The sequence below is a fragment of the Chryseobacterium indologenes genome (assembly GCF_002025665.1).
In the GTDB taxonomy this organism is placed as follows: Bacteria; Bacteroidota; Bacteroidia; order Flavobacteriales; family Weeksellaceae; genus Chryseobacterium; species Chryseobacterium metallicongregator.
In genome coordinates, this window is sequence record NZ_CP018786.1 from 4,178,612 (window position 1) to 4,194,028 (window position 15,417).

General features: G+C 29.7%; 13 protein-coding genes. 11 read left to right on the forward strand and 2 right to left on the reverse strand.

Annotated features, from left to right (window positions below; genetic code table 11):
* From BUE84_RS18915 to BUE84_RS18965, 11 genes are all read left to right on the forward strand, one after another.
* Nucleotides 1–636 (forward strand): DUF6973 domain-containing protein, encoded by a 636-nt coding sequence (locus BUE84_RS18915; protein WP_079243034.1) that lies wholly within the window; start codon nt 1–3, stop codon nt 634–636.
* A gap of 12 nt (nt 637–648) precedes the next feature.
* The gene (locus BUE84_RS18920; protein WP_238594292.1) at nt 649–1,188 is read left to right on the forward strand and encodes a hypothetical protein; all 540 of its coding nucleotides are present in this window, start codon (nt 649–651) and stop codon (nt 1,186–1,188) included.
* Between the two features lie 16 nt (nt 1,189–1,204).
* On the forward strand, nt 1,205–1,723 hold the full coding sequence (locus BUE84_RS18925) for a hypothetical protein (protein ID WP_145953300.1): 519 nt from the start codon (nt 1,205–1,207) through the stop codon (nt 1,721–1,723).
* Between the two features lie 108 nt (nt 1,724–1,831).
* Nucleotides 1,832–3,268, forward strand: a complete 1,437-nt coding sequence (locus BUE84_RS18930) for a nucleotidyltransferase domain-containing protein (RefSeq protein WP_079243037.1) — start codon at nt 1,832–1,834, stop codon at nt 3,266–3,268.
* Nucleotides 3,252–5,447, forward strand: a complete 2,196-nt coding sequence (locus BUE84_RS18935) for a peptidase domain-containing ABC transporter (protein WP_079243038.1) — start codon at nt 3,252–3,254, stop codon at nt 5,445–5,447. Before BUE84_RS18930 ends, BUE84_RS18935 begins: the two co-directional genes overlap by 17 nt.
* A complete protein-coding gene (locus tag BUE84_RS18940) occupies nt 5,440–6,777 on the forward strand; it encodes an HlyD family efflux transporter periplasmic adaptor subunit (protein WP_079243039.1) in 1,338 nt (445 codons plus the stop codon). Before BUE84_RS18935 ends, BUE84_RS18940 begins: the two co-directional genes overlap by 8 nt.
* 138 nt (nt 6,778–6,915) lie before the next feature.
* Nucleotides 6,916–7,611: a hypothetical protein gene (locus BUE84_RS18945; protein ID WP_079243040.1), complete on the forward strand. Its 696-nt coding sequence runs from the start codon at nt 6,916–6,918 to the stop codon at nt 7,609–7,611.
* Between the two features lie 19 nt (nt 7,612–7,630).
* Nucleotides 7,631–7,900 (forward strand): hypothetical protein, encoded by a 270-nt coding sequence (locus BUE84_RS18950; protein ID WP_079243041.1) that lies wholly within the window; start codon nt 7,631–7,633, stop codon nt 7,898–7,900.
* A 419-nt stretch (nt 7,901–8,319) separates the two neighbouring features.
* Entirely contained in the window at nt 8,320–9,660 is a 1,341-nt protein-coding gene (gene dndC, locus BUE84_RS18955; RefSeq protein ID WP_079243042.1) for a DNA phosphorothioation system sulfurtransferase DndC, read from the forward strand.
* Entirely contained in the window at nt 9,660–11,762 is a 2,103-nt protein-coding gene (gene dndD / locus BUE84_RS18960; RefSeq protein WP_079243043.1) for a DNA sulfur modification protein DndD, read from the forward strand. The genes dndC and dndD overlap by 1 nt, the downstream gene beginning before the upstream one ends.
* A complete protein-coding gene (locus BUE84_RS18965) occupies nt 11,752–13,296 on the forward strand; it encodes a DndE family protein (RefSeq protein WP_079243044.1) in 1,545 nt (514 codons plus the stop codon). Before dndD ends, BUE84_RS18965 begins: the two co-directional genes overlap by 11 nt.
* Before the next feature lie 201 nt (nt 13,297–13,497).
* On the opposite strand, the gene BUE84_RS18970 is transcribed toward BUE84_RS18965, so the two are convergent.
* Nucleotides 13,498–14,976, reverse strand: a complete 1,479-nt coding sequence (locus BUE84_RS18970) for a hypothetical protein (RefSeq protein ID WP_079243045.1) — start codon at nt 14,974–14,976, stop codon at nt 13,498–13,500.
* A 164-nt stretch (nt 14,977–15,140) separates the two neighbouring features.
* On the reverse strand, nt 15,141–15,404 hold the full coding sequence (locus BUE84_RS18975; protein WP_079243046.1) for a helix-turn-helix domain-containing protein: 264 nt from the start codon (nt 15,402–15,404) through the stop codon (nt 15,141–15,143).
* Nucleotides 15,405–15,417: the final 13 nt, after the last annotated feature.

Here is a 15,417-nt window from a genome sequence, read left to right on the forward strand (position 1 = left end):
ATGAAAACAAGAACACAATTAGGTGATTTGGATTTAGAAGTATTAAATCCTATTGAAACAAAAAAAATTATTGGAGGAGATTGGTATGATTACACTAATATCGGAGAGGTAGTAATTCCTTGGGATGGCGGCGGCGGTGGAGGTGACCCTTGGGGTGATTACTACGACCCAACTCATGGTGGTGGTGACTATGGTGATACTGGCGGCGGTGGAAGTGGTAGCGGAAGTAGTGTTAGTGCCGACGCCTTTGGACCTGGATTAGAATTAACTCTTGCCGAAAGGTCATTTCTTGCATGGCAGGTTCCTGCATTAGCACTTCCAAAAATGTATCACAATTACAGTCTTGCTGCCGAAAATAAGGGCATTAACAATGAATCTGATGCTCTGAGACATGCTCTATGGTCTGCATTAGATGCGGCAGATATTGGTGTTGATTTAGCGAGACAATTCCATACCTTACATGAAACAGAGCACCCTGACACTAATAATCCTGCTGCGGATGCTATGGATTTGCATAATAATGAATGGGGCTATGAATGGTTCCAGCAACATGGTGACCCAGAAAATAATATGGGACAATTCGAAGTTGATTTTAATAACGCAGTTATGAGTGGTGCAATACAAACTCATCCATAAAAGATGACCAGGTTGATTAAGTATATCCTATTATTACCTTTTTTCATTATTTTCTCCTGCAAAGGACAGACAAATCCCGATTGTTTAGTAAAATTGGAAGAGAAGTTGTCTCCAAAAGTAAATGAAGAAAATAAGATAGGAGAAGTTATTAATATAAAAGATGAAGTAAATTGTTTTGATTGGGATACCTTAATAGTTCAGCTGGCTATGGTAAATAAAGAAACAACTGAAAAAGATTTGGGTATTAAAATCCCTTTTTATTATTATGATGATTTTTTAAACGATGAAAGAGTTGCCAGACTATTATTTGTAAAAAATAATACTGTCGTTCATTATATTATCCAAAATTCAGGTGTTGATAGAAAAACTTTTGAAACAGCTAAATCTATAAAGTCCTATAGTTTTGTTAACCTAATAAATAACGATAATGGTTCAATAAAAATACCTCGAGAAGAAGCGGTATTTGAAATGTATTCTAAAATTCTTAGAGATAAGAACAAAGAAATAAGTAAAGCCTTTAGGTCAGGAATGAGTATAAAAGTAAAAGAATAATATTTAAGATATGATTATGATGAAAAATATGATGTTATTATTTTTGTTTTTATCTTTTCTTTCATTTGGGCAGACAAATCCCGATTGCTTGGTTAAGTTGGAAAACAAGTTATCTCCAAAATCCAATAAGGAAAATAAGATAGGTGAAATTATTAACCTAAAAGATGATGTTAATTGTTTTGATTGGGATACTCTGGTTGTGATGCCAACGTTTTTTAATAAGAATGATTTAAAAAGAGACTTGGGAATTGAATCTCCTTTTGAGTTCAAAACAGGAGGGTATCGTATTGAAACAGCTCGATTATTATTTGTTAAAAACAATGTCGTGGTACATTATATTATTCAAGAGTCTTTACCCGAAAGAAAAATGATTGATACTTCTAGAACGATAAAAGCTTATAAGTTTATTGATTTAACAGAGAATGATAAATATAAACGTGCTTTGTTTTATGCTGTCATTCCAAAGCAAAAAACTGTATTTGAAACACAACCTAGACAACCTACTACTTCCTTGGAGTTGAGGATTAAAAAGTAGTTAGTTCAACTTATAAATCTTGAGTGTAAAGCTACAACAGTTATAAATAAAAAATTATAAAAGAGCTACTTGTAAAATATTATAAGTAGCTCTTTAATATTAGCACAAATGTATAAAGAATTAAACGAATTTTTAGATTACTATTTTCCCAAAATAGAAGGATGCATCTTATTTGGAAGTTATGCGGAAAAGAAAGAGAAGGCAAATGATATTGATTTATTGTTGATTAGTAATAAATTCTCTTTTTCATCAACAGAGAGCTTTATTCATAATGATTTTACTTTTAATACTATAAAAATAAACTCTTTAGAAGTATTAAATATCATAGCAAAACAATTTAAACAGGGCAATTTTCTTGCCCACGCATTTAAAACAGGAGTTATAATAAGAGATAAAACCAAAGAGCTTTTACAAATAAGAGATTATATAATTGGAAATGTACCTAATGCTTCAGCAGATGTAATTAGTTTTGATTTAAGCGAAGTTAAGTTTAAAATCAAAGATTATTTAGAACCAATTAAACAGGCTTCTGCTTTTACAACAGAAAATTTTTTACAGGCCTCCAGAATCATTTCCTTATTTGTTGATTTTTTTCTTTTAGACAGAGGAGTATATCTAAAAACAGAAAAAAGCAAGAATAAATATTTCTTCCAAAACTTTCCCAATGAAGTGCCAAATGTTTCAAAACTTATTGAATATTTACAAAAAGGGGATAAAATAAATTTTGAAAAAATTATTGCAGAATTAATTTCTGAATATTCAATTTCAGCAAATGAAAAATATTCAAACAATTTTATTTTGGATGATTACACTCAAAAATCATTAGTATGCTATATTGAGAATACATTTAAGTTTAATGAAATATCAGATATTATTGAAAAAATTAAAACGCAAAATATAGATTTGAAATTTTTTATTTATCAAATTGATGAAGAAAATCAGGAAAAAGAAGGATGTTACATAGTAATTGATAATACAAATCTAAGCATAGAGAGAGAAAAGAAAGAATGGATAATATTTTTTCAAAACATTTTCAAAGATTATAATTTTACATTTCCCTATAATAATATTTTTTGTTATCCTGAAATAAAATTTATGGGTGTTGATAATGAATTAATTGTAAATGAGCTTATGTTTTCTTTAATTAATAAGATACAATCACATAAAGAATTAGGCAAAGAAAAAATAATTTTCAGAATGGTAAAAGATTTCTTTGGTTATTCGACAATTACCATTGATGATTTATATAATTTCTATTTGATAAGGTTAGACGCAAAAGCTAAAATGTCAAACTTTTTAAATAACAATAATCAAAAAGTCGAGAACAAGTTTATAAAATTCAATAAAAATATTGAAAATACTTTGATTCAAAGATTTGAATTGATTTCAGAAAGAATACTTGATTTTGAACCAATACAAAAAATTCCTCAATTAGTACATTTGCAGATTTTAGACAGAATATTAAGTATCTTTTTAAGTAAAGATTATGAAAAATTCTACTACATATATGTTTTAAAACACAAATTTAATGAAAAAGTTTCCTAATTACAGACAATTAGACAGCAAAGATTGCGGGATTTCATGTCTTCAGATTATTTCTAAATACTATGGTAAATTCTTTTCTATTCAGGACATTAGAGATTTATCATCAGTATCAAAAGAAGGGCTTTCATTATATGAGTTAGGACTTACTTCTGAAAGATTAGGGCTAAAGTCCCTACCTGTAAAAGTTGAATTTGAAAAACTAACAGAAAACATCCCTCTACCGTGTGTTGCACATTGGAGAAATAATCATTATGTTGTTATATATAAAATTACAAATAAGGATGTTTACATCTCAGACCCTAAAGTCGGTCTTGTAAAATATTCTCATAAAGAATTTTTGGAAGGATGGCTTAATTATGAAAAGGACGAGACAAAAAAAGGGATTTTATTATTATTAGAGCCTACGGATAAGTTTAATGAAATAAAGCCTTCGTTAAATCCTACCAATGTCTATGCATTTAACTATTTCATAAGCCACCTATCCCCTTATAAGATACAGGTTTATCAATTATTGGCTACGATGGTTATTCTGACATTAGTTCAGTCTGCAATACCTTTTATCACTCAATCAATAGTCGATACAGGAATATCCTCTAAAGATTATGGCTTTATTTCAATGCTTTTGATAGCAAATATTGTCTTAGTTATAAGTGTCAGTATTGGTAGTTGGATTAGGCAATCTATTAATATTCATATCTCATCAAGAATAAAAATTTCTATTTTATCCAACTTTATCATTAAGTTGTTAAAACTTCCTGTTAATTATTTTGAAAATAAATCATCAGGGGATATTTTTCAAAGAGCATTGGATTATGACAGAATGGAGAATTTCATTATGAACTCTGCTTTTAGCATCATATTAGCAATCTTAAATATTCTTGTCTTTGGGACAATACTTTTTATATACCAACCAATCATACTTTTTATTTTCTTTTTTGGAGGGTTACTATATGTGTGCTGGAATCTATTTTTTTGGAATGTCCGCAAAAAATTAGATATGAATTATTTTGCATTAAAAGCAAAGAATAATACACACTGGATGGAACTTTTAACTCATATCCAGGAAATTAAGAATAACAATTATGAGCAGGGAAAAAGGTGGTCATGGGAAAAAGTTCAGGTAAAGTTATACTATTTAGGAATAAAAGTATTAAGAATTAACCAAATAGACACTCTCGGTGCAAACCTTATCAATACAATATCTGATGTTGTTTTAACATTTGTCTCTGTTTATTATGTAATAGAAGGAGAAATTACCATTGGTATGCTAATAGCAATTCAATACATATTAGGGCAGTTGAGAAGCCCTCTATTAGAAATAACAAAATTTATTTCATCCTATCAAATGGCATACATAAGTTTTACCAGAATGAATGACTCCAGTAATACCCCTGAGGAGCAGGTTGAAGAGGATGTTACAGCAAGAGAATTGCCCACAAATAAAACAATCTTTTTAAAAAATATTTATTTCAAATATAACAATGCTGCAAATTATATACTGAATAACATTTCTTTGGTTATTCCTGAGGGAAAAGTTACAGCTATTGTTGGGGCAAGTGGAAGTGGCAAAACAACATTATTAAAAATTTTAACACGATTGTATACCCCTACTCAAGGAGATTATTTTATTGGAAATATCAATATGAACTCTATTGATATTAACGAATGGAGGAAGAATATTGGAGTAGTAAATCAGGGAGCAGAAGCATTCAAAGAATCAATAAAGGATAATATTGTTTTGGGAAGTGATTATAATCAGAATAAACTGAACGAAGTACTACAACAAGTAAATCTATTAAATGAAATAAATACATTGCCTTCTGGACTAAATACAATGATGGGAGAAAATGGACGAGGTTTAAGTGAAGGACAAAAACAAAGACTAATGATTGCGAGGGCATTATACAAAAACCCTGAATTTTTATTTTTAGATGAAGCAACCAATTCTTTAGATTCCATTAATGAAAATATTTTAGTGGATAATCTTAATAAATCCTTCGAAGGAAAAACAGTAATACTTATTGCCCATAGACTTGCAACTATTAAAAAAGCAGATAGTATAATTGTTATGAATAACGGGAGCATTGTAGAGATGGGAAATGAGGAACAATTGCTCAATAAAAAAGGGTATTATTATAAGCTATTTAAAAACCAAATGATTTTAGAAAACCATGAATAAGAAAACTATTTATTCAGAAGAATTTGATGATGCCATTTCTAAATTCCCAAAATTCAATTCAATTTTATTTTACTCATTAGTTGCAATTATAGCTACAGCAATAATCTTATTACAACTAATAAAATCTCCCGAAATTGTAATAGGAGAAGCACGAGTAACAGCAGAAAAGCCACCAATAGAAATATTGTCGCAAAATTCAGGTAAAATTATATTCAAAAAGTTTTATCCACATAAATTTTTGAAGAAAGGAGATTATCTTGCTATTATGGAAAACCCATCCAATGAAGATGATATTTTGGAATTAAAAAAAGTATTGTTAAAATATGCTGATAATTTATATTCTCTGAAATCCTCTGCTTTATCTTTTGCTTCAAATTATGATTTAGGAGAATTGGAAGAACCTTTTTTTAGTTTACTGAATACTTTATACAGCATTGAAAGAGAAAAGGGGTACAATGAGAATGATGCAAGAAAGGAAGTGTTAAATAAACAAAATTTCAAGTATCTTGAAATGATTTCTAAAAGAAATGAAATCAAAAATGTTAAAAGGAATGAGATTGCTTTATTAAAAAGCAGATATAGAGATGATTCTTTATTAATGGCAAAAGGATTAATTACCAAGATTGAATATGAAAACTCTAAAAGAAATTATCTAAAAGAAAATGAAAATCTTAAAAATTATGAGGCTAGAGATGTAGAGAATAGTCTTAATATTTCTGATAATAAAGGAAATATTAATGTGCTTAATACTCAAAAAAACATCAATGTATCTGATTTAGAATTTAAACTTATAAATACATATAATCAACTACTTCAAAATATTAATCTTTGGGAATCCAGACATGTTGTAAAAATGCCTATTGATGGAACTGTTGATATGATGCAATTTATTTCGTCTAATCAGTTTATTAAGCAAGGTGAACCTATATTTAGTGTTCTTCCTGACAATAATAAATATGTTGCACAATTATTTGTTCCTCCAATGGGAGCAGGAAAAATTAAAACAGGTCAAACTGTTTCAATAAAACTTGCCTCATTTCCATACCAAGAATATGGTAAATTAGAAGGTAAAATACAATCCATTTCCTTAATCCCTACACAAAATTATTATTTAATCCTTGTTGAATTGCCCAGTGGATTGAAAAGTGACACAGGAAATGCTCTTATTTTATCAAAAAATATGGTAGGACAGGCAGAAATTATCACAAATAAAAGAAGTTTATTATCCAAGTTGTTCTCTAAAATCACTAACCTATTTGAAAAGGACGATAATTATTTTAATAAAGAAAAGGAAAAGGTTAAATCTGAAAAGACACAATCAGCTAAATAATACTTAATTAAATTCAAATTCTTGCAATTTGTGACTGATGTACCAGAAAAATTATAAATTCATTTTCAAATAAATAGCCTTGACAATTTAGTCAATGTTATTTTTTATATTGCATATTCAAACATCAAAGACACAATTATGGTAATAGCAAATGTAAATGGAAAAAGATTACGAGCAGAAGAAGCAGGTTCAGGGACTATCGGATTATGTCCGTGGACAGGGCGAGAAGTTAAAGCCAAAGTAGGTGAAATAAGGCAGTATTGGGCATATATTGGTGGTGCACCACAACTACCAGAAGGATATGAGAATGAATCCGAATGGCATTACAATTGGAAATTTCCTGTATTGGATAATTATTGTGAGGTAATTTGTGGAGAAAATAATGAACACCGAGCAGATTTAATAGGAAATAAAGATACCGTAATTGAAATTCAGAAAAGTCCTATTGATATTAGAATTGCAAGAGACCGTACATTTTTCTATCGAAAATTTTCAAATAAGCGAGTAATTTGGTTAGTTCATGCCCACGATTTTTGGAACAGCAGATTAAAAGTTGATTTTGACAAAAGAGATGGCAGAAATTATCCAATTACATGGACGAATCCCCGACGTTGGGTAGTAGAATTAGCAGGTCTGACAATTTCTAATTTATTTTTAGACTTCAATACAAAATCGGATAAGCTATTACAGATGTGGATACATTATAAAACTTTGAAAGGTTCGTTTATAACCAAAGAAGATTTTTTCAAAAGATACTTACATGAAAATTTAAAAGATGAGTTTAGAGAAAATCCTGAAAAAATTTTAGAAATCTGGAAAAACTATAGAGCATAATGACAGAAGAAAAGAAAACATGCTAAAAGATAGCGATTTAGAAGTAACTGAATCTACTAAAAATGATTTAGCAGAGGTTTTAAAACTTGTATTAACCGAAGATACTAAATCAAACGGATTCCCCTATTTTAATAATATTGAAAGAAGTTTTTCACTTATCATCGAAAAAGGAAATCAGAAATTAATTGAGGAAACTATTATCTTTGAGAATGATACAACAAAACGCAATAAATTTTGGATTGGACAATCAAAAAGTGAAGATTGGAAAGTTCTAAATCTTGTAGAGTAAATTGTATAAAAAGTTAATCTCAGGGAAAACTTCAAAATCGGAAATTGGCTAATCACAGATAAAGGTAAAGCCAATCATTTTTATTTTAGTTAATTCCCAACCCTATCTTTCCATTTTGATATATCTTCACAAACAATTCGAATAGCACTCTATCTGTTGAACTTAGAAGTTAATCTTGAAGAGAGAAATCCCTATGGCACTTTTGAGCATTAATTACGGTTTTCCACATACTTGAAAAATAGATTATAGATAAATTGTACTCAAGGAAAATCTATTATACAGAATTTTTTGTATAGTAACTAGATTTAACGGAAAAGTATTTTAATAAAAATCCTTATATTTGGAAGTTAAGGGCATTTTTAGATATGCCATCATAACTATTTAATAATCATATCAATTTGTATTGAGGTGTTATAAAAATGAGTAAGAGAATAAATTATATAATAGAAGAAATAGCTGACCAATACTCTATTGATGATAGCAATAGACCTTGGATAATAGGCTTTAGTGGTGGAAAAGATTCAACAGTATTATTGACACTCACATGGTTGGCTTTATTGAAGATAAAGAATGAAAAAAGTAGTTCTTTTTTAAGTAGGGAGGTTCACGTAGTTTGTAATGATACTTTAGTAGAAAATCCAATAATTACAAATTATGTAAATAAAGTTTTAGAGAAGATTAAAGAAGCGTCCTTAAAACATTCTTTACCAATATTTGTTCAGAAAACAATACCTAGACTTGAAGATTCTTTTTTTGTAAACCTCATAGGAAAAGGGTATCCAGCACCTAATAATAGCTTTAGATGGTGCACTGAAAGATTAAAAATAAAACCTACAGCAAAATTTGTCACTGACATAGTTAAAAGTGAAGATAATGACCATCACGAGGCAATTATCCTTGTAGGGACACGAAAAAGTGAAAGTTCTTCAAGAGCTAAGTCAATTAAAAAACACGAAATAAAAGGAAAACGTTTAACAAAGCATCCTCTTCAAAATAATGTGTTTGTCTATTCTCCTATAAAGGAATTACAATTAGAGGAAATTTGGTATATTATTAATACATTTCAATCACCTTGGGGTGCAAATAACAAAGAGTTATTTGACATTTATATGGATGCAAGTGCAGATGATTATGAGTGTCCTACAATGGTTTCAGATAAAGAACATAAATCTTGTGGGCAAAGTCGTTTTGGTTGTTGGACTTGTACTGTTGTGAAACAAGATAAGTCTATTTCGGCTCAAATAGAAAATGGGCAAGAGTGGTTAATTCCTTTACGAGATTTGCGTAATTGGATTCAAGAAGAAAGAAATAAGCCAGAAAATCGCTCCCATTTAAGAAGAAATGGAGTTGAAGCAACAATCCCACATGGTGGAGTTGTTGAGCTAAAACATAGAGCTGAAATTCTTGAAAAAATTTTTGAAGCACAAAAAAAAATTAATGATTTGGGATATGAGGTTGAATTGATAAACAAACAGGAATTGATTGCAATTCAGGTTATATGGTATCGTGATTTGTATTTCCAATATACAGTTTCGGATATTTACAATAAAGTATTTAATAAACATCTTGATATGAAACAGCACAATGAACTTGTAAAAAAGGAAGAAGAATTATTATTGTCTGCTTGCGAGAAAGATAAAAAACAATTCACTTTGATTCAAGACTTACTAAAATTAGAAAAGTCTAAAACAATTATGATGAAACGAAGAGGATTGATTGAAGATATTGAAAAACGTTATAAACAGTATATTACGACATAATGACAATTAAACAAATTGAACTTAATAACTTTAGAATATACAAAGGTTATAACAAAATAAATCTATCCGTTAAAGATGATGAAAATATTGTCATTGTTAGTGGTAAAAATGGTTATGGAAAGACCACTTTCCTAATGTCTCTTGTTTGGTGTATGTATGGACGACAAATGAGTGATGTCGACGAAATTTACAAACGAGAAATTGAAAGTAATGGAAATTACAAAAAATATATCAAGAATAGTTTGAATAGGCAAGCAGAATATGAGGGGAAGACCACATTTTCTGTTTCTGTAACATTTGCAAATGTTACTACTATACCTGATATTACTTGTGATGAATTAAAAATTACAAGAACTTATCATACGGAAGGCTCAAAAGAAGAAGAATTGGAAATTCTAATAGATGGAATGGAAAGTGAGCTAGCTGAAGAAGTAGGTAAAGAAATATTTATTCGTGATTTCATTATGCCAAAAGAAATTGCAAAATTTTTCTTTTTTGATGCCGAAAAAATTGTTTCTCTTGCTGAAATCCACACGGCAGAACAGAGAAAAGATTTAAGTCAAGCGTATATAGAAGTTTTAGGTATCAAACATTATCAAGATTTAAAGGAAGATTTAGAAAAATATCTGAATGATTTAAAGGAAAAAACAGCAAGTACAAAAGATAAATCAAATTTAGAGCGAATAAAAAGAGAGTCTTTGGATATAGAAGAAGAAAATATTGAGTTTCAAAGCCAAATTGACAATCTTAATGAAGATGCTTCCGCATTAAAATTTGACATTTCTAAATTACAAGAAAAATTAATAAAAAATGGTAGTGTAATTACTGTTGATGAATTAAATGAACTCCGTGATAGAAAGGAAGATTTAGACAAACACGTTGGTCAAATTCAAACAGAATTAAAATCTTATTTTGAGATAATTCCTTTTGCAATTGCAGGGAAATTATTGACACAAGTATTTGAACAAATTGTTGATGAAAGAAACTTTATCAATAGAAGCTTTGATAAAAATAAAGTAGATGATATTTCAACAAAAATCATCAATGATTTAATCAATTTGCCACGCCCTAAAGACATTCAAATTACTCACGAAGTACAAGAATATTATATTCAAAACTTTAAAGAATTAGTAAAGAAACATCTTGGAGAAGAAGAGACTCAAAATTCCGAAGATGTTGAATTATTGCATAATTATTCAGAGTCAGAAAAAGCGGAATTAGAGCAATTTATAAATAATATTAGATTATCATTCAAAGAAAAATTCAGTAGAATTAATACTGATTTCATACGTTCAAAAAATGAGCTGAATGATATTAATAAGAAAATTAAACTTGCAGAAGAAAAATCAGAGGATGCTTTAGTTGTTGCTGACAGGAAAAAGAAAAGTGAACTTGAACAACAATACGAAGGAATTCAACAAAGAATAGGTGTACTAAAACAGAAAATAGAGGAAAATGAGAATACACTTATTCAGCATAGAAAGGAAATTAATAGAATTACCGAAAGACTTGATTTAGGAAAAGAAAATATAGAAATCGGAAAAGAAGTTGAAAATACAATTAAGACTTTGAAACGATTTATTATAGATTTCAAAAACGAAAAATCAAAATCACTTTCTGAACGAATTAAGGACGGACTTAATACATTGCTTCATAAAAAATCGTTCATTAATGATGTAAATGTTGAAATTATTGGGGAAGATATTGATATTCATTTAATTGATTCAAGAGGTAATATTATCAATAAAGATTCTCTTTCCAAAGGAGAACAACAGATGTATGCAACAGCCTTACTCAAAGGTTTGGTTGATGAATCAAATATCAGTTTCCCTGTATTTATAGACTCTCCAATGCAGAAATTTGATGTAGACCATTCTAATAGTATTGTTAAACATTTCTATCCAAAAGTTTCAGACCAAGTAATTATTTTCCCATTACTTAAAAAAGAAATGAGCGAAGATGAGTTCACTATTTTATTACCAAATATCAGTAAGACTTATTTGATTAAGAATGTTGATAATGAACAATCTTCATTTGAAGAAGTAGAAAATAAAAAAGATTTGTTTAGAATATTTGAAAAGGATTATCAAGATGCAATTTAATATAAAAACCTCATCAGAGCTTGTAAAAAAGCTAACCAATAAAATGGGTTTGGGAGAAGAGAATCATATCGCCCGAATTTCATTGGCGTATTCATTGGCTAAAGGTGCTATCTACAATTCTGAAAGCCTTTATAGTTCAGCGGATAAACAAAAAGAATACAAAGACAATACTTTATTTGGAAGTTATAAGGATTATTATGTTTCACTTATTTGTCAAAAATATCAAATCCATAAAGATGATATAGATGTAAGAAAATATCTGAAATGGCATATTGACAATGGTTTAGAAATGATAAATCTGTATTTTGAAGAAAACAAAAATGTATCAGGTATAGAGTTTTTATTAGACCATATAGAAATCGGAATTGATGCCATTAACGAAAACGAAACCAATTTTGATTTTGTCAAAAACAAAAATAATTCTTTAAAAGAAAAAGAAAGTTATTTAGCACCGATTAAAGTTTTAATTGGAGAATACAAAGGAAAAGATATCTACTTTACCCCAAACAATACATCAATGTATGGGAACTGCCATATTGCCATTGCGGGACAATCAGGAGCAGGTAAATCTTATTTTGCGAGAAAATTTTTAGAAAGAATTATAACAGAGTCAAAAGGTCAGGTCAATTATCTTTATTTAGATTTTAAAGGAATGACTGAAAGTGATAAGTCAAATAAAGATTTCAAAGAATTTTTTGCTAATACAAATGCGAAATTAATTGACACTCCTACTGACTCATTTCCAGTTAATCCATTATCATTTATTAATAATGTGAATGAAAGGGATAAAATTGTTGGAATAGGTCGCTTTGTTGATATAATTGTGAAATATGCTAATTTAGGAAATGTTCAAAAACAACATTTAAAAGATGCCACAAGAAAAGCGTTTGAAGATAAAAAAGACGGTAGTTATCCAACATTATCAGATGTTTTAGAGAATGTTTATGAGATTGCTGGAGACAAACCTACTTCATTAACTCAAATATTAATTGGCTTAACTGAAATTGAATTGTTTGATAATAAAAAATTAGGAGATTTTATTAATGACAATTACTATTTAAGTCTTTCAGGAGATTTAAGCAAAGAAGTACGTTTTACAGCTACATTTTTAGTTATTTATTATCTGTATAACACATTTATGAATATGGATAAAGTGCCTATTGAGGACAATTACAGTGGTCTTAGATATGTGTTACTTATTGATGAAGCTCATAATGTATTTAAAGAAAAGAAATCACAAGAAATTTTAGAAAAATTACTGCGTGAAGTTCGTTCACAGGGAGTAGCAGTAATGCTTGTTTCACAAGGTATTGAAGAATTTAACCAGCCAACATTTGATTTTTCTGAAATGTGCCAATCTGCATTTTTAATGCAAATAAAAGACGGCAACAATTGGAAATCCGTTAGCAAATTCTTAGGAGCAGGAGAAAAGCAAAGAGGAAAAATAAATCGTTCAATGGAAGCTATTAATCCAAGACAAGCAATTTCAAATATTAAGGAATTTGAGTTTGGAGAAATATTTAATACAAAATAAGTTTGTTTATATATTTTTGAATTATTAGTCAATACTCAAATATGACATTATAACAGAAAGGTAGGAAATCGAGGAAACAAAAAGGTATTTCAACATTTACCTTGATAGTTTGACAATGCTTAAATTTTAATTAGTGTCAAATAAAAATGATTGGTTCTACCGCAGATAGGTAAAGCCAATCATTTTGATTTTAAGCCACTTTCAGACGCTCATCAGTATACACCATAACTCAGGTTTAAAACTTGGTAAAACACCCTGAGAATAGCTTGAAAACAACTCCTGTAGCATAGATTCCAGAATAGGAAACCAACTCTGTGTAGTACAGAAAGAATCATGTATAGTCCAAAGTGGCATATCAGGATTTATCTCTGCAATATGTTTTGTAATAGTGTCAATAACGCAATCAGATTCAACCTGCTGTAGGAGTTTGGGAAACAGTTTGAAAGAATCTTTTTCATTAGAAGTAGTTTTAAAAACTTCGATACACTCACATAACAAAGGAAAATGCTGTTTAAATATCAGATATTCTTTTGACGGTCTTTTGAGCGGAGTATAAAGTATTTGTAATGTGAGTTTTTTCATCAAATCCCGTTTAGTCGGGAACTCTTTTACTTCTGCTTTACCAGTGTCTGAATTGTAAAATTTCTTTCTAAATACACCGTCATAATCAGGATGAATATCTGTAAAAAGAGGCATTAAAAATTCATAAAATTTACCTGTCAACACAGCCTTTTTCAACGGAGCAAATTCTTGTTGAAATGCTTTACTAGAAGTAGTTTCTTGTAATTTCTGCAACATAGTACCTACATTACTACTTCCAAACACACTATTCATCATCTCAATAATCTTAGTATTACTCAAACTTTCCAGTACCAAAACCATAAAATAGGGTTGTGAGTTCTTAATATCGAGACTTTTTATGTTTTCACCATAATATGTTAGGTAGGGGCGGAATTTAGACGGCATATTGGTTAGATTCGTATGCAGTCTGTTATCTGAATCAGGTTGTCGGGAAATACGATAACATCTTTCTTTTAACATTAATGCAGTGTACCAATAGCCGTATGCTTTTGCCATTATTGGATTCAGTCTGGTGTAGCTCAAACTGTACTTATTGTAACAGAATTCAGACTGCAAATCATATTTCAGGCGGTCAAAATCAAGAAATAATCCATCATCAAACCATTTAGAAAGATGCGGACAGTCATTAGGCACTTCCTCTTTTAAAAGATTCTTAACCAATTGTTTACCTGTCATTTCAAATATCGAAAAATCCAGACATTCTACACCTTCAAGATTGATACTTTCCCAGTTGTATCGGTAACGTGTGCAGGTACGACCTCTGGAATGATTTTTTTTATCCAGAATTTCAATTTGCACAAAATATTCAAAATACTTACTGTAATTAGAATCTTTTTTTCTTAAACGTGTGGAATCCATTGGAATGAATCCCCATAAATAGGTTTTGTCTTTCTGATACGCAGGAATACTGATGACTAAACTCAAGAAGTACAGGGCATTATCCATTTTGAACTCTTTGAACGGTGGTTGCTCACGTACTTTTTCCTGAAGATAGCTAACTATGATTGTAGGTAACACTACTTTCCATTGATACGCCTCGTGATAAAAGGCTGATGCGTTGATTTTACGGTTTGATTTTTTGCTTTTATATTGTTGCATATTTGTTTGTTTTTTGTTAAAAAAAAGGCATAGCAATAGCTCTCCATAGTTCCTTACTATGGCTAGACCTCGAATCGTTAAAATTTTTGGAGATAAAAAAGGATGTTTGTGTACAGTGGTTTTTATGCGCAATCAAACCGCAACTGCACAACAGGAAAAGATTGTTAAGAAGCCAATCTTAATTTTGCTTGAATTTCATCACGGGTATAATACACCCTACCACCGAAGTCGATAGGAACTAAAATCCCGCTTTTTGCCCAATTGTTTAATGTTCCGAGCGAAACTCCGAAGTACTCTGCTGTTTCTACTCTCGTCATTATTTCTTTACCCTCTGGCTTATACATTTCTGCCAGTTTACACTCAAATTGATTTAATTTATCATCAATTAAACCCTCGATTTTTTTGAAAAATTCTTTGAAATAATCCATATTGTTTGTTTTT